The organism is Rappaport israeli (assembly GCF_001888055.1).
Classification (GTDB): Bacteria; Pseudomonadota; Gammaproteobacteria; order Cardiobacteriales; family Cardiobacteriaceae; genus Rappaport; species Rappaport israeli.
In genome coordinates this window covers 39,929-60,170 of the sequence record NZ_LXHZ01000005.1, presented here as the reverse complement: position 1 = coordinate 60,170, position 20,242 = coordinate 39,929, and the positions used below count along the sequence as shown (strand labels likewise).

Below are 20,242 nucleotides of genomic sequence, written 5' to 3'. Positions count from 1 at the left end.
CGTTTAAGTTTTCAACCTTCATGGAACTGATAAACAAATCTCTTCGTTTTTGTGAACCCATAAGAGCCGTTACAAATAAAATTATTAAAAAAAACAGTGTCATAAAAGAAATATATGAAACAAATACGCTAACATAAAACTGGTCTTCTGTTTCTAAAGCACACAAAGAATGTGAGCCACATTTGGGACTGTGTGGCGGCATTGGTGAAACATAGGTAACTGTAATAGAAATACCTAGCAAAAATAGCATAAATAGCCTTACACCAAGACGTTTAAAGAAACCAAAAAATCCTGTAAATGCGAGCTGTACATTATTCAAAAATAAAAGATTTGCCTCTTTTGCTTTTTTAAAATAAAGATAAGCCCAAATCAAATTAAATGTAAATCCAGAAATATAATTAAGATTCCAGCCCGTTGCTCTATACATCGGAATATAAACAGCGGTGAGCGTATTATAAATTGCTTGATTTACTGCCTGCACATCGTCAAAAAGAAAAATTAAAGCGCAAATCATGCAATGCGGTATGAAAAGAATCAACCACACTATGGGTAATTTTTCAGAAACCTCCTCAGTTTTGTTGCGTATTGCTTCAAAAAGAAGTTCATTTTTTTGACGAATTTCCTCACGTCGTTCATCAGCTTTTTGATATTGTTTATAGAGCTTAGTGAGCTGCTCTTCGCTGAGGTTATGCATAGCAATCCAGACAAGTATTAAATATTTATCCCCTAGTATAACACTTTATTAATCTTAATAAGGGTATTTATACCCAACAAAATCAACGTATTAAAATAATTCTTGTGCAAATAATGAGGTAATCACAGCTTATTTTATCAATTTATGTTCCCGCTTAATTGTAGCAATCTAATTATTGTTAATAAATACTGGTAATTATATTTTAATAAATTAGTTTTAGATTCTGATAAATCTTTTTCAGCTTGGTAAATTTCTAAAGTATGGCTCATTCCATATTGATTCCCCAGTTTTGCTGCTTTTACTTTTTCTAAATTGGTTAAATATAGCTGTTTTTGTGCTTCTATTTGTGCTTGATATCCTTTTAATAATGCAATATGCTGTTTTATTTCTAAGGTTATTTTTCCTTTTTCTACACGGTACTCTGCTTCTTTCTGTTGAATATAGGCATTTTGCTGACGAACTTTGCTATGAATTTCATTATTACTATCTATTGGAAGATAGAATTGCAATCCAATATAGCTACCTTTATGAGAGTTGTTTTGTTTTTTATTATTAAATTGAGTATCATTATAATCATTTTGATATCCAACAGTTAAAGATAGTTTAGGATGATATTCACTTTCAGTAATTTTCTTATCTGCTATGGCTTTTTTAAGTTCTAGTGTTTTGTGCTTTAAAGTAGCGTTATTTACAAGGGCTTTTTTGAGCAAATATTCTTCTGTTATGATTTCTTTTAGTATGGACAAATCAAGATTATCAACAGGAATTAAATGATTAATAGATACCCCTGTATAATCTTCTAAGGTATTTTGAGCAGTAATTAATTCAGTTTGGATGCTAATTTCACGACTCACAGCAGCATCATAATGAGATTTTGCATCTAATATCTCTAAAACTGTTGCTTGTCCTAATTTGAATTTTTCTTCTGCTTGTGCAATTTCTGCTTGGTATGTTTCTTTTTCCTTGGCAATTGTGGATAGTTTTTCTTGGGAAATGAGGACTTCAAAATAGGATTTTACAACTTCAAGTAATAGCGCATCTTTTTGTTGTATTAATTGTGTATCCCCTAATTGGGCTGTGATTTTTTCTGCTTGGTATTTCCGCCAGCGTGATGGCTCATAGATTGGTTGTGCGATTTGAAGATTAATACCATAGCTTTGATGACTTTCATCATGATGTTGTGCGCGGTTGGTGTAATGAGCATTGATAGATAATTGTGGTAATAAATGTGCCTTGGCTTGCTGTTGCGATTCTTGCGCTGCAAGTTGCGCATATTGTGCGACTTGATAGATAGCAGCATGAGCTTTAGCAGCTTGCCAAGCGTCAATTAATGAAATATTTTCAGATGATTTTGCTGTTTTCTTTTGAGCTATTAAATTTTCAAAAGAGATGATTTCTTCTCCTATATCTTCTGCAATTAAATAATCTGAAAATAATATATTTTCTGTAGGATTTTGAGTGCATGCTGTTATTAAAAGGGATAAGGGAATTATTTTTAATTTTTGTCCAAATCTTTTTTTGGCTAAAAACAAGTATTTCATCTTTGTTTCATGCTCTCATCAATTGTTTTTTGTAATGGGCTTAAAAGATAATCTATCACTCGTCGCTTTCCTGTTTTTATTTCGGCTGTGATATTCATTCCAGCGCCAAGCTTAACTTTTTGTCCTTCAATAGTGAGCGTATCACTATCTAGAGTTATTGTCGCGGCATATACTAAACCTAGCTGCTCATCTTCTATAGCATCATAACTAATACTTTGAACACTCCCTGTTAGATAGCCATAACGTGTATATGGAAAAGCCTCTATTTTAATAACTGCTTGCTGTCCAGTATGAACAAAGCCAATATCTTTATTAAGAATGCGAACTTTTACAACCAACTGGAAATTATCTGGCACAATAACCATCAATGGCTGCGCTGCTGTAACTACGCCTCCTAATGTATGAACCGCTAATTGTTGTACAGTTCCACTTACAGGGGCTTTTAGGGTCATTAAAGCTTGTCGTTGTTTGGCTTTGAGTAGCTCAATAGATAATCCACGCAATTGCTCTTCTGCTTTATGAAGCGCATCGGAAGTATCGCGCCGTAGCATTTCTGTATTAACTCGCTGACTTTCTTTTGCCTCATCAATAGCTGCCATTATTTGCATAAGCTGTTTTTTGTTTGCTTTTTTGGTCATTCTGATTGGCAAGAGATTTGCTTTTTTGCTCTAAGTAAACGTGTTCGGCGATAAACTTTTGTTGCGCTAATTTGGCTAAATCTTCTGTTTTACGATTTTCTATATTACCCAGCTCTTTTAATTTGCTTATTTCACTGCGTATAACTTCCGCTTCTGCTTCATTTTGGCGAATACGCGCGCGAATCTGTTGGTCTTGTGCCAGCCAAGCCTGATATTGATTATTCAGTAATATTTGTTCGCTCAAACGTTGAGAATCTGCAATGGGTAATTCTGGAGATAATAGCGGAGGTTGTCGAGTTTCTAGTGCTTGTAATAATGCTTCATACCGCCATTTAGCCAATTGAGCGGTTTGTCGCGCGTTTTCAACTTGATTTACATCACTATCACTTCCCAAAGCGCTTAAAATAATCAAATGCTCGCCTTGTTTTACCACCTTGCCATCTTGTACATTAATTTCCTTAACTTCCGCGGTTTCTAGGGATTGAATAACCTTGCTTTGCCCATTAGGTTCTGTTTTACCTTGCGCAACTGCCACAATATCTAATTGACCAAACCATGCCCAAATAATCGCTAAAAACATAAACAATATAATTAAGCGCGCCACCCACTTAGGCGCTGCAGAAACTGGTGATTCTGTTAATTCTAAATGGGCAGGCAAAAACTCATATTCATCCTTTTTCCTTTTAGGCGGGTCTAGCTCATGTCTTACTTGCCAAACACTACGCCAAGTAGCGATATAGCGTTTTATTAAATCTATAAATGCCTGCTTATGAATAGTCATCTAACGATTTTGTAGCTGATATAAATAATGATAATACCCCTCTTTATGAGCCAACAATTCATCATGCCGACCCATTTCAATAATCTTACCTTTATCCATTGCGATAATACGATGTACGTGGCGCACTGTAGAAAGTCGATGTGCGATAATTAATACTGTACGATTTTGACAAATTGCCGCCATATTTTTCATAATGGCGAATTCAGATTCATAATCTAGCGCACTGCTTGCTTCATCTAAAATCAAAATACGTGGATTAACAACTAAAGCTCGTGCAATAGCGACTCTTTGGCGTTGTCCACCTGAAAGTCCCCCTCCTTGTTCCCCTACAATCGTATCGTAACCCTCAGGAAGCGCCATAATAAATTCATGTGCACCTGCTAGCTTTGCTGCTGCAATAATTCGCTCTAAATCCATAGAAGAATCGCTTAAAGCGATATTGTCGCGCACACTTGCATTCATTAAAACATTGTCTTGCAACACTACGCCAATCTGGCGCCGCAACCATGCAGGGTCTGCCAGTGCCAAATCATTGCCATCAATCAATATTCTTCCTTGCTCTGGCACATAAAGCCTTTGTACTAATTTAGTTAACGTGCTTTTCCCTGAGCCAGAGCGCCCAACAATTCCCACAACCTCACCTGCAGCAATTTGTAAAGAAAAATCCGATAAAATCAATTGCCCATCAGGACGATATCGAAATCCCACCGCCTCAAATGTAATCTCCCCACGAATAGGCGGTAAATTAAGACGCGCACTAGAATATTCAGTTGGTGTATTCAGAATATCTCCCAAGCGCGCTACAGAAATGCCAACTTGCTGAAAATCTTGCCATAATTGCGCCAAACGAATAACAGGCGCTGCCACCTGACCTGCTAACATATTAAAAGCAACTAATTGACCAACCGTCATTTTGCCCTCAATAACCAATTTTGCACCAAAATATAGTGTTGCAATCGTTACCCCTTTTTGGATTAACGCAATTCCTTGTTGACCAATAGTCGCTAATTTGGTTACGCGAAAACTTGTTTGTACATAGCCTGCTAACTGCTTATCCCAGCGACGGGTCATTTGTGGTTCTACAGCCATTGATTTAATTGTAGCTAATGCCGTTACAGACTCAACTAAGAAAGATTGATTATCCGCATAACGCGCAAATTTATCATTTAACCTAACCCGCAACATTGGACTAATAATTGCAGACCACAATGCATATAAAGGCAAAGAAATAACCACAACCATAGTCAGCCAAGCACTATAAAACCACATTACCGCAATAAAAATAATCGAAAATACTAAATCTAAAATAGAAGTAAGCGCTTGTCCTGTTAAAAAATTACGTATTTGCTCAAGCTCTCGCACCCGCGCTACAGTATCTCCCACACGTCGAGATTCAAAATATCCTATCGGCAACCGCAATAAATGACGAAATAAGCGCGCCCCAAGTTCAACATCAATTCGTGAAGTCGTATGCGCAAAAATATAAGAGCGTAAACCATTTAATATGACCTCAAATAAAGTCACAATAATAAATGCAACAACAATAACATTAAGCGTACTAAATCCCCGATGCACCAATACTTTATCCATCACCACCTGAAAAAATAAAGGCGTAATTAAAGCAAATAACTGCACCACCACTGATACCGCCAAAACTTCTAATAAGATGCGACGATATTTAATAACTGCAGGAATAAACCAAGTAAAATCAAATTTAGCTAAAGAGCCTAAAACTGAAGCCCTAGAAGCTACTAAAATCAACCGCCCTGAAAATTCAGCTATAAACTCAGCCTTATTTAATATCTTAGATTTTCCAAGTATCAAATCTTGAATCAGATATTGTTCACCATCAATCCTTGCAAGAATAAAATGCCGCCCATCCTCACGCCAAATCACAGCAGGCAATGCTAATAAAGGTAAACGTGCCAATTTAGCCGAAATTACGCGCACTTTTAATCCTAAAGACTTTGCCGCCAATAGCCACTGCATTTGTGATAAATCATGTCCATCTTCAGAAAACTGATGTAAAACATCTGCGCTATTGACCGCAATTCCATGATAATGCGCCATAATTATTAAAGCATTAAGTGCAGTAGACGACTGATTAGATGAGGAATTAAGCATAAATTTAGATGGAAATTAAATCTATAAAATAATACTTATTCTTACAGAAAAATTACAGATTAGTCAATATATAACTAACCTAAACAGAATATTAATTCTAATGAATAAATTATGATCCATTTTATGGAAAAATCTTTATAAGACTAATAAATTAATCATAAGAGATATAATCTAATCATATTTCACTGGATAAAATTATTAACAATAACGAGTTTTTACTTTGAAATAAGCTAGATACAAAAAAACGGGCTATTGCCCGTTTTTTACGCTTAAAATCGATAACGACTTACCAACGATTATCACGTCCAAAAGATGAACGTTCACGACGTGGATTGTCTTCACGAGGGCGTGCTTCATTTACGCGAAGGTTACGACCGCCAACATCTTTGCCATTGATTTCTTCAATAGCTTTCTTGGCAGCTTCAGCATCAGGCATTTCAACAAAGCCAAAACCTTTTGAGCGGCCACTGTCGCGCTCTTTGATGATGCTGGCATTTCGTACTTCGCCATAAGCTGAAAATAGCTCACGCAAATCGCTGTCTGTTGATTGGTAAGATAAATTACCGACATAAATATTTGTCATTCCTAAAACCCTAAAAAATGCGTTAATCTCAAATACTAGCAATACCGTAACGCAAAAAGTATTGATAGCGACTTACCTAAGGTAAGTTCTCGCGAAGTAGTATAATGGAATTACCCCACAAAGGCAAAGCAATTTTTTAAAAATAACCATTTGATTTCACAAAAAAATATAAAATAAAACTTTATTTTTCTATTGCATTAAGCGCAATGCCATATTTTTAATTGATTTAGCGCTTGGATAATAGGAGTTGCCACAATCCACAAATACCCAATCCTATAACACACCACCACTTAACTCCATATTCACTTTCTGGCAAATACGCAAAGAAGCTTGCTGCAATTAATAGCATTGCCCCAGAAATTGATGAAACATTTATATATTTATCTGAATTATTATGCTTGGTTTTTTTGATTGTATTATTTGCTTTAGCGCGCCGTTCTTCTACTAAATAATTGAGCAATTCCGAAGTTAAAATTGGAATTTTAGGTAGCAAAATAGAATAGTCATGCGCATTTTCGCGTAATTTTTTTAATCCTGCCTTAGGCCCAACCTGTTGTTTCATCCAATCTTCTAATACAGGTTTTGCTGTCTTCCATAAATCTAGCTCTGGATATAAGCGCCTGCCTAAACCTTCAACATTAAAAAATGTTTTTTGCAACAATACCAATTGCGGTTGTACTTCCATATTAAAGCGTCTAGCGGTTTGAAATAGCGTTAATAAAAAAGCGCCAAAAGAGATATCTTTGATAGGTTTACCAAAAATTGGTTCAGATACTTTGCGGATGGCTGCTTCAAAGTCAGTAATGCGCGTATCACTTGGCACCCAACCTGATTCAATATGCAGTTCTGCCACACGTCGATAATCGCGATTAAAAAAGCAAGAAAATTTTCTGCTAAATAATGTTGGTCTTCGGGGGTAAGAGAACCCATAATGCCAAAATCAACCGCACAATATTTAGGATCGTTTGGATTGCTAATATCAACAAAAATATTACCTGGATGCATATCTGCATGAAAAAACTATCTCTAAATACTTGGGTGAAAAATATTTCCACGCCACGCTCACCCAATAATTTCATATTTGTACCTGCTGCCTTTAGCGTGTCCAAATTGGCGATATTTTCTGCAAAAATGCGCTCTTGTACTAGGATATTTTTACGGCAATATTGCCAATAAACATCTGGCACATACAACAATTCAGAGCCTGAAAAATTCGCTTTTAATTGGCTTGCATTAGCAGCTTCATACATTAAATCCAGTTCTTTTTCAAAACTTTGCTCAAATTCGCTCACAACTTCCACAGGGCGAAGACGTTTACCATCACGCGTTTTTGCAACCAATTTTGCTATTATATACATCACTGCAATATCTTGTGCGGCAATTTTTTCTACATTAGGTCGCAATACTTTTACTATTACCTCTTCCCCGCTATGTAAAGTTGCTGCATGTACTTGCGCTACTGAGGCAGACGCCATCGCTTCTGGCGCAAACTTGCGAAAGAGTGCTTCAACTGGCTGATTTAAGCTTTGCTCAATAATTGCATTGGCTTGCTCTAGTGAAAAAGGCGGTACTTTATCTTGTAACTTACTCAGCTCTATCACAATATCAACGGGCAATAAATCTGGGCGTGTAGACAGTGTTTGCCCAAGTTTGACAAAAACAGGCCCTAAACGCTCTAATGATAAGCGCAAGCGCGCGCCTAGTGTCCGCTCAGTTTTATCACGTCGATAATGCGCTGGATGTAAGTATGCTAACCAACGGATAATGCGAAAACTCCCTTGATTTGGCAAATAGTGATCCAAATGATAATAAATGGCTACGGAGAAAATACGATATAAACGAGCAATAGAAACCAACATTAAATGTTTTCCAAAGTATTAATTTGCGCTTCAAGCTTATCAAGCGTTGCGCGAAGTTGTGCCAATTGTTTTTGATATGTTGAGAATTCTCGGCGTTGTAAAAATCCGTGCGTCTCATCTGCAAAATAAGCCTGCAATTGTTGCTTAATTTGCTGTTGTGCTTGATTGCCCAATGCTTGAGTTTCCAATAAGGCATTGTATAAAATCCCGCCTAATTTCTCGCCGAAGCGCTGCTCTAGTGCATAACTAAAATTCGGCTTTAATGTACTCATCACTTGTTGAAATTGTTGTGCAGCGTATAAATCGCCTTCAATATACAACCTATCCTCACTATTAGCTTGTTTACGCTCACTAAAAAGTTGTAAAAATGCGCTTAAACTCCCTTTTAGTTTCACATCACACATTGCGGTAGTTTCTATCTCAATTTTAAGCCGCGCATTATCAATTAAGAAAACCCAAGGCTTATCCCGTAAATTAAGCTCAATACTAACGCGCTTACCATTTAGAGGTTGCAACTTTTCTGCTGCTTGGGGGTCAAGCTGCAGCGCTTGATTTAGCACCGTTTGTATCAGTGTTTCATTTAAAAATTTCTCTAACATCTCAAACCTTCACGCCTTTATGAATAGCAACAATACCATTGGATAAATTCTGATATTCACATGCGCTCAACCCTGCCTGTGCAAACATTGTTTTGAGGGTTTCTTGATCTGGATGCATCCGAATTGACTCCGCCAAATATTGATAACTATCGCTATCTTTAGCGATTAACTCACCCATTTTGGGCAAGAAAGTAAAAGAATACCAATCATAAACCTTTGTAAATACGGGAGATTGCGTCTTAGAAAATTCCAACACCAACAACCGCCCCCCTTTTTTTAATACCCGTGCCATTTCATTCAGCGCTTGTTGCTGATTGGTTACATTGCGAAGTCCAAATGCCATAGTAATCAAATCAAAACTCTCATCAGCAAATGGCAAGACTTCAGCATTGGCTAACACAAACTCTAGATTTTGCAAATATCCCTTATTAATCAAGCGCTCACGCCCTATATTTAGCATTGAGGCATTAATATCGCTCACAACCAATTTGCCAACCACATCACCGCCAACCTCTGCAGCGCGCATTTTTTTAGCCAATCGTAAGCTAATATCGCCCGTACCAGCGGCAAGGTCGAGCACCGCCTCACCGCTTTTAACCTCAGTTTGCCATACATACCAATCTTTCCATAGACGATGCACCCCCAAAGACATCACATCATTCATCACATCATATTTTTTTGCTACAGAATCAAAAACCTCACCCACTCGCTCGGTTTTCTCCTCCATTGCGACTTTCTGATAGCCAAAATGCGTTTGCTCTTTCATAATTTATCCTGTTGTTTATTTTTTAATTCAGTGAGATAGCGCATCCAATAATGACGGTGATTTTGCGCTAAATCATGCAAAATATCCCACGAATACAATCCACTATCATGCCCATCGCTAAAGACCAAACGCACCGCATAATTGCCAATAGGAACAATCTGCTTAATGGTTACATCCTCCTTACCCGCCAAAATATTCCACTGTCCGCCATGCGCCCGCACCTCTGCCGAAGGTGAACACACGCGCAAATACTCTGCCGAAAGCGGATAACGCATTTGTTCAAAAACAACTGTTAGCGTATCCCCTTGTTTATTTAAAGAAATTTCCTGAGGAATCAGCGGTTGACTCATAAAAGATAATCCAATAAAAATTTAGGATGACGAATAACCGCGGTTACTCGCTGTGTAAGCTCATCTGATGCTCTACCATCGGGACGATATAACAAAACTTTTGCCTGTGCGGCACAAGCCGCCTCACCTCCTACATCAGAATCTTCAAGCACTAGTAAAGACTCAGGCGCCACCCCTAAAAGAGCCATTGCGCGCTCATAAGCTTCGGGATTAGGCTTAGCTTCATTTACATCATCTAGGGTAATAATCACGCGAAAATACGCCAACAAATCAGGGCGCGTTGAAGAAAAATCACGCAACACACCCTCTTGCGAATCCGCCGTTACCAATGCTAAGGGATAGCCTTGGTCATAGAGTGTTTCAATTACTGATTCTATTCCAGAAATAAAGGTTAATTTTTCTTCTTGAAATGACCGCTCACAGGCTTTAATCCATTGTTTTACAAACATTTCAGGACTCACCTTATCTTGAACTGCCTCTTTTAAAATCGCAATGACTTTTGGCATTGACATGCCTTGAAACTGGGCCAAAAACTCTAAAGAAAACATCAAATCATGTTGCGCCAATGTTGCTAGAAGCGCCTGATGATAAATCCGCTCAGAATCAAAAATCACACCATCCTTATCAAAAGCCACCGCCTCAATCTGTGCCATCAAAACGCTCCTTATTCTGCCCAATCAGCCTTGGTTCAATTGTCAACGTAATGCCAAAACGCGCCTGAACGCCTGCAATAATTTTTTGCGCAAATGCATAAATCTCATCTCCTCCACCCTCATAATTAATCAAAACCAACGCATGATGTGCATAAATCCCCACATTCCCCTCACGATAGCCCTTAAACCCACAACGTTCAATAAGCCAAGCGGCGGGGATTTTAACACGATTGTCATCAACAACATATCTTGGCACATCGCTATAACTTTCCTCTAAGTGCAACAAAACCGCCCTATCTACCACAGGATTATGAAAAAAACTCCCTGCATTTGGCAAAATCTTAGGGTCTGGCAGTTTATTCTGACGAATTGCCACCACCGCGAAAAAAACCGCCTCAATCGAATTAAGTGGCATAGGATACTGCGCAAGTTCTGCATAATCCAAGCGCAAAATAGGATTTTTACGCAACACAAACACCACCGCCACAATCACATAACGCGTCAACCAGCGCGATTTAAAAAAACTCCCACGATAAACAAACCCACACTCTGAGGCTTGCAGACAGACCCACTCTCTTTTCCAGCGGTCATACGCCTCCACCTGCGCAATCACCTCACAAACCTCAACCCCATAAGCGCCGATATTTTGCACTGGCGCAGCACCCACCGTCCCTGGAATTAGCGCTAAATTTTCCACCCCACCCAAACCACGTACGACCATTTCCTGCACAAACGCATGCCAATTCTCCCCCGCCATCGCGCGAACCCACACATACGCTTTATTTTCATCCACCACCGACACCCCAAACAAATTCAACCTCACCAAACGCTCCTCCACCCATGGTAAAAACACCACATTACTACCAGAGCCAATCACCACATCCCCTGCATTGAGCGCCTGTAATTCCTCTTGCGCTTCAATAATCATCAACTCACGCGCCACTGCCTGCCCAGCCAGCGTATGCCAATCCTTTAATTCCACCTCATGAAATACTTGCATCAATCAATTCCAAACTTTTTCAATTTATAACGCATCGCACGAAAACTAATTCCCAACATCTCCGCTGCTTTAGTTTTATTTTGCCCACAATCTTCTAAAGCTTTCAGCAGCAACTGTTTTTCCATATCGTGCATATACTCTTCTAAATCATCAGGAATTTTTTCCTCTCCTTCTAAGGACAACCCCTCTTCGCCCAAAGATTTTTGCTGTAATGATTGCGTCAACACAATATCATCAGCATCAATCCTGTCCCCTTCAATAAAAGTTAGTGCGCGCTCTAAAATATTTTCCAATTCACGAACATTTCCGGGAAAATCATAATGTTGAAGCTTATTGATTGCCTCTTGAGTCAATTCCACTGCACGATACCCAGACTCGCTAGCCAAGCGCGCCAATAAATGTTGTGCCAGCAATACAATATCCTCTCCTCGCTCTCGTAAAGGCGGAATAAATAAGCCAATCACATTCAAGCGATAATACAAATCCTCACGGAATTCTCCTGCGCTCACCTTTTTTTCTAAATTATGATGCGTTGCGGAAATAATCCGAACATCCACCGCCTCCTCACGGTCTCCCCCAATTGGACGCACCGCACGCTCTTGAATAGCACGCAACAACTTCACCTGCATTGATAACGGCAAATCCGCCACCTCATCTAAAAACAACGTCCCCCCATTAGCGGCAACAAACAAGCCATCTTGGTCTTGATTGGCGCTTGTAAAAGCGCCTTTTTTATAGCCAAAAAACTCACTTTCCACCAAATTTTCAGGAATGGCGCCACAATTAATCGCCACAAAAGGGGCTTGCGCTCTTGCACTCTGCTCATGAATAGAGCGCGCCACAATCTCCTTCCCCGTTCCTGATTCACCATTAATAAATACAGGTGCTTGCGACAGCGCCACCTTAGCAATCATATTTCGCACGCGCTCCATCGAAGCCGTCTGCCCAATGAGCGTCATTTGTTTAGCATTAGCACCTTTAACGCCTGCTTTTACCTCCTGAGATTCGCGCGCCTTTAGTGCTCGTCCATTTTTCTGCTGCATTGCCTGCTTTGCCACCGTCCGCAGCTGCTTTAACTCAAAAGGTTTATTAATAAAATCAAATGCCCCAAGCTTTAATGCGCGAATTGCCATATCCATATTGCCATGCGCTGTAATCACACAAACAGGCGTATTGGCATAATGCTTTTGCACATGCGCCAACAAATCCAACCCATCTCCATCAGGCAAGCGCACATCACAAATCACAAAATCATAACGGTTGGTTTTTAACTTTTGAATCGCTGATTTCACGCTATAAACCGCATCACAGACCACACCCTGACCTGCTAATGCTATTTCAATTAACTCACAAATATCTTTTTCATCATCAACAATCAAAGCATTTGCCATAGCATCCTCATTTAAAGTTAAGTTCTACTAATGCCTAATAGTGTAACACTTTAACTAAAATTAAGCGTTTTTTGCGCCTCTTGCGCAATAAAACGTTCCACAATGATTCTAAAACAAGCGCCTGTTTTTCTTGGCACATATATAATTTGTGCCTGATTAGCCAAACACATCTCACGCACTAAATAAAGCCCCAACCCCGTTCCCCTATTATGTTTGGAAAAAAATGGCTCAAAAATCAAATCGCGGTCTTCTTCTGCCACCCCCTTCCCATTATCCGCCACATCCAAATAAATCAAGCGCCCCACCTCACTAACCTGAGTTGTAATATCAATTTCCACCTGTTCAACCCCAGCATAGCGAATGGAATTCATAATAAAATTATTTAAAATCTGGCTTAAATGCCCCTCATCAAAATATACTGAATATTGCTGTGTTTTATCCAAATGCATCCGCACAACCGCCGCCTTTGTCAACGCATCAGAGCTCGCCTGAGAAACAATAGTTTTTATAAACGTATTTAAATGAATCAACCGCTTATTGCGTGAAGCGCTTTGAAATAAATTCAAAATATCGCTAATAATCACATTCATCCGCTTAGCATTATTAATAATTTTCTCGGCTAGAAAATTCACCTGCTTATCCTCACTAGATTCCATCAAAATATCCGCCGCACTTTGCACCGATGCCAGAGGATTACGAATTTCATGCGCAATACTTGCCGTCAACCGTCCTAGCGAAGCCAAACGCGTCTCACGCACCCGCTCCATACTTTCCTCAATCCCCTCTAACGTAATAAGCGTCAATTCCGTCTCTCGATGTTGATGCAAGGTATTAAAACTCACACTATATTGCCCCTTTGGCAAATCAATCGTCCGCACATTGCTAAATTGCAAATGAATCCAACGCGCAAACCGCTTTGCCAACGCCTCAGAAAACAACACCAACTCCCTAGGGGGTACAGCCTCTGCTGCAATATTAAAAATCTTCCGCGCCTGCTGATTAAGCGTAATCACCACCCCAGCACGATTAACCACCAACAACCCGCTTTGGATATCCTCAATAATCGAATCATTTAATTGTCTAAGTTGTTTATTATAAAAATAATTCAACTCTGAAAGAATTTTATTATCCCGCGCCTGACTGGCTAAAAATCCAACCCCAATGACCAAAACAGCCAACAACACGCTAAACAAAATCGGCTCAATCAACCCATTAAAATTCAAGCGAATATCGCCAAAATCTCCCTAAACCGCTGCCATTGAGACTGCTCTTCCAATACCCGCACCCCCACCTGAGGCAACACCAACACCAGCAAATAATACACAAACAACATCCCCCCCAAAGCCACCCCAGTCACCACACTCTCATAAAAAGTCAACGTCAGCACCGACAGCAACAGCGAGCATAAAATAATCACCACCCCCACATTAACCACAGCCTGCTCAAACAACATCCCCACCAAAAGCGATAATAAAATGGACTCCACCACCGCAACACTCACAAACAATCCAGCGCGCCCCCCCAATGACGCAACCAAGCATTACTTGCCAACAAAAAACTTACATACACCGCCAACAAAAACCAAAAAAACAACGACAAAGTGAACTCAAGTTCCTGTATACGCAACAATTCAGGGGACAACGCAAAATCGCTATCCAACATAAAAAAAGAAAAAGACAGCAACAGCGTAAAAGCTAAACGTACAAAATTAATATTCCTTAACAGCTTAGCGCGATAAACATCAATCTCCTGCGCTGCAAACTCACGCACCAACGACGGATCATGCAAAGGCAAAAATGGCAACGGACGTGGCTTAGGTTGAATCATCACCAGCCTCCTCACCCAAAACAAATTGCGCACGCAACACCGCCGCCACCGACGCCGTATCTGCCCGTAAAATCCTTTTTCCCAACTTCTGCGCCCGCCAGCCTCTATCTCTAGCAAACGCCACCTCCTCTGGCGTCCATCCCCCTTCAGCCCCCACCAACAACGACACCTCTTCCACCCGCACCCCCTCATCTAATGCCTCATCAACCTCATACGGAGAGAAAATCCAACGCAACCCAGACGCCATCTCAACCCCTTGAGAGAACTCAACAGGTGGCGTTATCGCCATCAACCTAGCACGACCACATTGCTGCGCGCTTGCAACCGCCACCCCCTGCCAATGCGCCAGCTTAGAATCCAAACGCGCCCCCTTAAGCACCACCTCACAGCGCGACGCCATCACAGGCACCAAACGACATACCCCCAACTCCACCGCCTTTTGCACCACTTTATCCATCGTATCGCCTTTTAAAAGAGCGGCATAAAGCACCACAGGCACCGCCAACTCATTCTCCAACGCCACCTGCTCCCCTATCCTCACCACCGCCTGAGCGCGCGACACCGCCTCCAACACCCCCACATAATCAAATCCATCCCCATTAAACAACACCACCTCAGCCCCTTTTCAAGCGCAACACCTTATCCACATACCGCAACACCTGCCCTCAAGCACCACATCTGCCCCCACTGACAACCCCTCATCCACATATAAGCGAATTTTCCGCACAACATCCTCCAAAACAAAAAACAGCGCTCCATGCGCCAAAGTAGCGATTTTCCCACACATTGACTATACTTTTCAGCCAATTTCACACACGGAACACCACCCCTTATGAAAATCACCAGCTGGAACGTCAATTCACTCAACGTCCGCCACCCCCAAGTCCTACAATATCTAAACAACTACGCCCCCGACATCCTAGGACTACAAGAACTCAAACAAACCGATGAAGCCGTTAACAGCCAAGCCTTCATAGACGCTGGCTATCATATCGCCACCTACGGACAAAAAACCTACAATGGCGTTGCCTCATTAGTCGCCACCCCCTAACCGACATCCAGCGTGGATTCCCCAACCATAACGACCCCCAAGCACGCGCCATCGCCGCTACCATCAACAACGTCCGCATCATCAACCTCTACGTCCCCAATGGAAAAGCCGTTGGCGATGAAAAGTATCATTACAAACTACAATGGCTCACCGCCCTACAACACTACATCGAAAACCAACAACAACACTACCGCCACCTCGTCATCCTAGGGGATTTCAACATCGCCCCTCAAGACATAGACGTCCACGACCCCAAAGCTTGGCAAGACAAAATCCTCTGCTCTGCTCCCGAACGTCAAGCCCTACAAAACCTTCTAGCCCTCGGCTTTACCGACGCCTACCGCCAACAACACCCCACCACCCAAACCTTCAGCTGGTGGGATTATCGTAAAGGCGGACTACAACGCAATAACGGACTACGCATCGACCTCACCCTCTGTAGCAACAACCTAAACATCACCGCCAGCGACATCGAAATCGACCCAAGACGCTGGGAACGCCCCTCAGACCACGCCCCAGCCTACGTCAAAATCACCCCGCCACAAACTCTATAAATCGCTATAATACCCCCTCAACAACCCCAAAAGGCATCACCATGACCCAATTTTCCAACCGTATCGACAACTTCTGCGCCGGACCCTGCACCCTTCCCCTCCCTGTATTACAACAAGCCCAAGCCGAACTGCTAAACTTTCAAAACAGCGGCATGTCGCTTATGGAAATCTCCCACCGCTCCAAATTATTTGAACCCCTCCACTACCAAACCCTAGAGCTTGCGCAAACGCTTATCAACGCCCCCCGCCAGCTTCATCCCCCTACTCCTTACAGGCGGTGCCAGCCAACAATTTGCCATGAGCGCACTAAACCTCCTCCCCCCTGGTAGCAATCAAGTTGGCGCACTCATCAACAGTGGCGTATGGGCAAACAAAGCCTAGAAGAAGGACAACGCATCGCCCCTATCGTTGAAATCTGGAATGGACAATCCACCCAGCACACCACCCTCCCTAACCATAGCGAACTCCTCTACCCCGAAAACACCCGCTACCTCCACATCACCAGCAACGAAACCATCGACGGCATCCAATATCACCACTATCCCGACACCCCCCATCCACTCGTTATCGACGCCTCCTCCGACTACTACGCCCGCCCCATTGCATGGGAAAAATGCGACCTCGTCTATGGTGGCGTGCAAAAAAACCTCGCTCCTGCAGGACTCACACTCATTTTTATCCGCAAAACACTCCTACAAGAGCGCCCCGACCTCCCCAAATACTTCAACTACAAAACCCACGCCGACCACGACTCCCTCTACAACACCCCCCCCACATGGCAAATCTATCTCCTAAACCTCAGCCTAAAATGGATGCAACAACAAGGTGGCATCACTCATTTTCAACAGCTTGCCCAACAACGCGCCCAACTCCTTTATAGCGCCATAGACCAAAGCGACTTTTACACCAACCCCATTGCGCCTCAATACCGCTCCCACATGAACGTTATCTTTCGCACCCCAAGCGAAACCCTAGACACCCAATTTTGGCAAACCGCCGAAACCCAAGGACTTAGCGGACTCAAAGGACATCGCATTGTGGGAGGCATTCGCGCCAGCCTCTACAACGCCCTAAGCCTAGACAGCGTCCACCGCCTCATTGAATTCATGCACCACTTTGCCAAACAACACGGATAACCCATGCTCTATCGCCTAGCCAAACCCCTCCTCTACCGCCTAGAGCCCGAAACCGCCCACAACCTCACCCTAAAACTCCTAGCGCTCTGCCCAGCCCTCATTCGTCCCCAATCCTACCCCGACCCCTGCACCCTCATGGGACTCACCTTCCCCAACCGCCTAGGCATCGCCGCAGGACTAGATAAAAACGCACACGCACTAAAAGCCCTAGACAACAGTGGCATAGGCTTTATTGAAATCGGCACCCTAACCCCGAAACCGCAAAGTGGCAATCCTAAACCGCGCCTCTTTCGCTTAACCCAGCAACAAGCCATCATTAACCGCATGGGCTTTAATAACGACGGCGCAAGCAAAGTCTGTGCCCGCGTTGCGCTCATTAAAGACAACCTAAAAGCGCTCATTGGCATCAACATCGGCAAAAACAAAACCACCCCCAATGAACATGCAATCCACGACTATCAACAAGCGCTACACATCGCCTATCCCCATGCCGACTACATTACCATCAACCTCTCCTCTCCCAACACTGAAAACCTCCGCGACCTCCAACATGGGCAAGCACTCGCCACCCTCCTAAGCGCTTTAAAAAAAAACCAACACCAACTTCATGATATTTACCAACGCCACGTTCCCCTAGTTGTTAAAATCGCGCCTGATAATAGCCCTCAAGCACTCGAGCAAATCCTAGAAACGCTCCACACTCACGAAATAGACGGCATCATTGCCACCAACACCACCATCAACCAACAAAGCCTCCCCCCTCATCTCCAACAACAAGGCGGACTTTCAGGCGCGCCTCTAACCGCCCCAAGCACTGAAATTTTACGCCACATCCGCCGCCAACTCCCCGACATCCCCCTCATTGCCTCTGGTGGTGTGATGAGCCCTAAAGACCTACAAGACAAGCTCAACGCTGGCGCCGACCTCGTTCAGCTTTACAGCGGACTAATCTACCAAGGCCCTGCACTCATCAAACACTGCTTACAAAGCCTCAACCCACCCCAAAGCTAATCTCAAGCAATAATCATACCCCTTACAAACAAAACATCAGGAACATCACATGAACACAAATATCAACAACACCCTAACCCCTTTAACCGCCATCTCCGCTGTTGACGGGCGCTATCACGACAAAACCGCCCCACTCAATACCTTATTTAGCGAATATGGACTGATTAAATACCGCTATCAAATCGAATTACGCTGGTTGCAAACCCTTGCCAATTATAAAGACATCAAAGAACTCACCCCCCTCACTGCCGACGAACAACAACACATAGACCAACTCGCCACACAATTTAACCTAGAAACCGCACAAAACATCAAAACCATCGAACGCACCACCAATCACGACGTCAAAGCGGTTGAATACCAACTCAAACAAGACCTCAGCCAACACCCCAGCCTAAAGCAAAAAATCGAATTCATTCATTTTGCCTGCACCTCAGAAGATATTAACAATCTTGCCTACGCCCTCATGCTCAAAGACGGACGCGACCTCATCCTCCAGCACCTTCAAACCCTTGCACACGACCTCAGCCAACTCGCCCATAGCCAAAGCCACACCCCCCATGCTCGCCCGCACACATGGACAACCTGCAAGCCCCACCACCCTCGGCAAAGAACTCGCCAACGTACATCATCGCCTAAGCCGTCAAATCCAACAGCTCCACAGCCAACCCATTCTTGGCAAACTCAACGGCGCTGTAGGCAATTTCAACGCACACCACATCGCCTACCCGCACATCGACTGGATAACCCTTGCCAAAACCTTTGTTGAACAAACCCTAGGACTGACCTACAACCCCATGACCACCCAAATAGAGCCTCATGACTATATCGCCGAACTTCTACACACCCTAAGCCGTGCCAATACCATTCTTCTCGACTTCAGCCGTGATATCTGGGGTTATATCAGCCATAACTATTTCAAACAAAAAATCATCGACGGCGAAATTGGCTCATCCACCATGCCTCATAAAGTCAACCCCATCGACTTTGAAAACGCCGAAGGCAACTTAGGAATTGCCAACGCCCTTTATCAACACCTCGCAGGCAAACTCCCCCTCTCACGCTTTCAACGCGACCTAACCGACTCCACAGTCCTAAGAAGTTTAGGCACAGCCTTTGGGCATAACCTCATCGCCCTAAGCGCACTTAAAAAAGGCATGCACAAACTACAGGTCAACCCCCAAGCGCTAGAGAAAGACCTCGCCGCCAACCCTGAAATCCTCGCCGAAGCCATTCAAACCGTCATGCGACGCTATAACATCCCCAAACCCTATGAAAAACTCAAAATCCTCACCCGTGGACAACGCATTAGCGAAGAAACCCTCAGCCAATTTATCGACAGCCTCGAACTTCCCCCAGAGGCAAAAGAACGACTCAAAACCCTCAAACCCCATCAATACATCGGGCTTGCGCAAACGCTCACCCAAAACAACCTTCCCAATCCCTAAACCAAATGCAAAATATAGCGCTTATAGTTGGAGAAGTGAAAAAGTAGTACAAGGCGGCGAGCCGCAGACAGTACAGATAGTACGGCAAGGCGAGCCAACGCCGTAATACTTTTTCAATTCTTCGACTATATAAGAAAAAAGATGCCCTTTTATAACAGGCATCTACAAACTCTCTAGCAATAAACCATTTCTAATTTCAAAAAACACAATCCCCGTCAAACAGTTGATTGCCACCA

At 42.7% G+C, this 20,242-nt stretch carries 19 protein-coding genes and 4 pseudogenes; 5 read left to right on the top strand and 18 right to left on the bottom strand.

What is annotated here, in order from left to right; all coding sequences use genetic code 11:
• The 18 genes and pseudogenes from A5N84_RS01985 to A5N84_RS10175 form a co-directional block, all read right to left on the bottom strand.
• Positions 1 to 694 (bottom strand): hypothetical protein (locus tag A5N84_RS01985; RefSeq protein WP_143324784.1); only part of this gene is annotated, 694 nt, incomplete at its 3' end.
• 137 nt (positions 695 to 831) lie between these two features.
• On the bottom strand, positions 832 to 2,235 hold the full coding sequence (locus tag A5N84_RS01980; protein ID WP_072281076.1) for a TolC family protein: 1,404 nt from the start codon (positions 2,233 to 2,235) through the stop codon (positions 832 to 834).
• A pseudogene (locus tag A5N84_RS13215) lies at positions 2,232 to 3,648 on the bottom strand (HlyD family type I secretion periplasmic adaptor subunit). Before A5N84_RS13215 ends, A5N84_RS01980 begins: the two are co-directional and overlap by 4 nt.
• Positions 3,649 to 3,654: 6 nt before the next feature.
• A complete protein-coding gene (locus tag A5N84_RS01970) occupies positions 3,655 to 5,778 on the bottom strand; it encodes a type I secretion system permease/ATPase (RefSeq protein WP_072281075.1) in 2,124 nt (707 codons plus the stop codon).
• A 286-nt stretch (positions 5,779 to 6,064) separates the two neighbouring features.
• Positions 6,065 to 6,361 (bottom strand): RNA recognition motif domain-containing protein, encoded by a 297-nt coding sequence (locus tag A5N84_RS01965; RefSeq protein ID WP_072281074.1) that lies wholly within the window; start codon positions 6,359 to 6,361, stop codon positions 6,065 to 6,067.
• 226 nt (positions 6,362 to 6,587) lie between these two features.
• The gene (locus A5N84_RS11350) at positions 6,588 to 7,184 is read right to left on the bottom strand and encodes a protein kinase family protein (protein ID WP_233119855.1); all 597 of its coding nucleotides are present in this window, start codon (positions 7,182 to 7,184) and stop codon (positions 6,588 to 6,590) included.
• Positions 7,076 to 8,220: pseudogene (locus tag A5N84_RS09380) on the bottom strand (AarF/UbiB family protein). Before A5N84_RS09380 ends, A5N84_RS11350 begins: the two are co-directional and overlap by 109 nt.
• On the bottom strand, positions 8,220 to 8,819 hold the full coding sequence (locus A5N84_RS01950) for a ubiquinone biosynthesis accessory factor UbiJ (protein WP_072281071.1): 600 nt from the start codon (positions 8,817 to 8,819) through the stop codon (positions 8,220 to 8,222). Before A5N84_RS01950 ends, A5N84_RS09380 begins: the two are co-directional and overlap by 1 nt.
• A gap of 1 nt (position 8,820) precedes the next feature.
• Entirely contained in the window at positions 8,821 to 9,585 is a 765-nt protein-coding gene (ubiE, locus tag A5N84_RS01945; RefSeq protein ID WP_072281070.1) for a bifunctional demethylmenaquinone methyltransferase/2-methoxy-6-polyprenyl-1,4-benzoquinol methylase UbiE, read from the bottom strand.
• Positions 9,582 to 9,935, bottom strand: a complete 354-nt coding sequence (locus A5N84_RS01940) for a gamma-butyrobetaine hydroxylase-like domain-containing protein (protein ID WP_072281069.1) — start codon at positions 9,933 to 9,935, stop codon at positions 9,582 to 9,584. The genes ubiE and A5N84_RS01940 overlap by 4 nt, the downstream gene beginning before the upstream one ends.
• Positions 9,932 to 10,588, bottom strand: coding sequence for an HAD family hydrolase (locus A5N84_RS01935; RefSeq protein ID WP_072281068.1), 657 nt, complete (start codon positions 10,586 to 10,588; stop codon positions 9,932 to 9,934). Before A5N84_RS01935 ends, A5N84_RS01940 begins: the two co-directional genes overlap by 4 nt.
• Complete coding sequence (gene murB, locus A5N84_RS01930) at positions 10,575 to 11,588, bottom strand: UDP-N-acetylmuramate dehydrogenase (protein WP_072281067.1); 1,014 nt, start codon at positions 11,586 to 11,588, stop codon at positions 10,575 to 10,577. Before murB ends, A5N84_RS01935 begins: the two co-directional genes overlap by 14 nt.
• Positions 11,588 to 12,979, bottom strand: coding sequence for a sigma-54-dependent transcriptional regulator (locus tag A5N84_RS01925; RefSeq protein ID WP_072281066.1), 1,392 nt, complete (start codon positions 12,977 to 12,979; stop codon positions 11,588 to 11,590). The genes murB and A5N84_RS01925 overlap by 1 nt, the downstream gene beginning before the upstream one ends.
• Before the next feature lie 50 nt (positions 12,980 to 13,029).
• Entirely contained in the window at positions 13,030 to 14,202 is a 1,173-nt protein-coding gene (locus A5N84_RS01920; RefSeq protein ID WP_072281065.1) for a sensor histidine kinase, read from the bottom strand.
• Positions 14,199 to 14,480 (bottom strand): hypothetical protein, encoded by a 282-nt coding sequence (locus A5N84_RS01915; protein WP_143324783.1) that lies wholly within the window; start codon positions 14,478 to 14,480, stop codon positions 14,199 to 14,201. The genes A5N84_RS01920 and A5N84_RS01915 overlap by 4 nt, the downstream gene beginning before the upstream one ends.
• A complete protein-coding gene (locus A5N84_RS01910) occupies positions 14,477 to 14,806 on the bottom strand; it encodes a hypothetical protein (RefSeq protein WP_072281063.1) in 330 nt (109 codons plus the stop codon). Before A5N84_RS01910 ends, A5N84_RS01915 begins: the two co-directional genes overlap by 4 nt.
• Positions 14,793 to 15,419 carry an RsmE family RNA methyltransferase gene (locus A5N84_RS01905; protein ID WP_072281062.1) on the bottom strand — a complete coding sequence of 209 codons (627 nt, stop codon included), beginning with the start codon at positions 15,417 to 15,419 and terminating at the stop codon, positions 14,793 to 14,795. The genes A5N84_RS01910 and A5N84_RS01905 overlap by 14 nt, the downstream gene beginning before the upstream one ends.
• Before the next feature lie 12 nt (positions 15,420 to 15,431).
• Positions 15,432 to 15,593 carry a hypothetical protein gene (locus A5N84_RS10175; protein WP_158008613.1) on the bottom strand — a complete coding sequence of 54 codons (162 nt, stop codon included), beginning with the start codon at positions 15,591 to 15,593 and terminating at the stop codon, positions 15,432 to 15,434.
• 45 nt (positions 15,594 to 15,638) lie between these two features.
• On the opposite strand from A5N84_RS10175, the pseudogene xth reads away from it, so the two are divergent.
• The 5 genes and pseudogenes from xth (at position 15,639) to purB (ending at position 20,006) form a co-directional block, all read left to right on the top strand.
• A pseudogene (gene xth, locus A5N84_RS01900) lies at positions 15,639 to 16,411 on the top strand (exodeoxyribonuclease III).
• Positions 16,412 to 16,630: 219 nt separating this feature from the next.
• A complete protein-coding gene (locus A5N84_RS11345) occupies positions 16,631 to 16,792 on the top strand; it encodes a hypothetical protein (protein WP_233119850.1) in 162 nt (53 codons plus the stop codon).
• Positions 16,774 to 17,547, top strand: a complete 774-nt coding sequence (serC, locus tag A5N84_RS01895; protein WP_233119849.1) for a 3-phosphoserine/phosphohydroxythreonine transaminase — start codon at positions 16,774 to 16,776, stop codon at positions 17,545 to 17,547. The genes A5N84_RS11345 and serC overlap by 19 nt, the downstream gene beginning before the upstream one ends.
• Before the next feature lie 3 nt (positions 17,548 to 17,550).
• A complete protein-coding gene (locus tag A5N84_RS01890) occupies positions 17,551 to 18,558 on the top strand; it encodes a quinone-dependent dihydroorotate dehydrogenase (RefSeq protein ID WP_072281061.1) in 1,008 nt (335 codons plus the stop codon).
• A gap of 49 nt (positions 18,559 to 18,607) precedes the next feature.
• Positions 18,608 to 20,006, top strand: a pseudogene (purB, locus tag A5N84_RS13210) (adenylosuccinate lyase).
• Positions 20,007 to 20,242 lie beyond the last annotated feature (236 nt).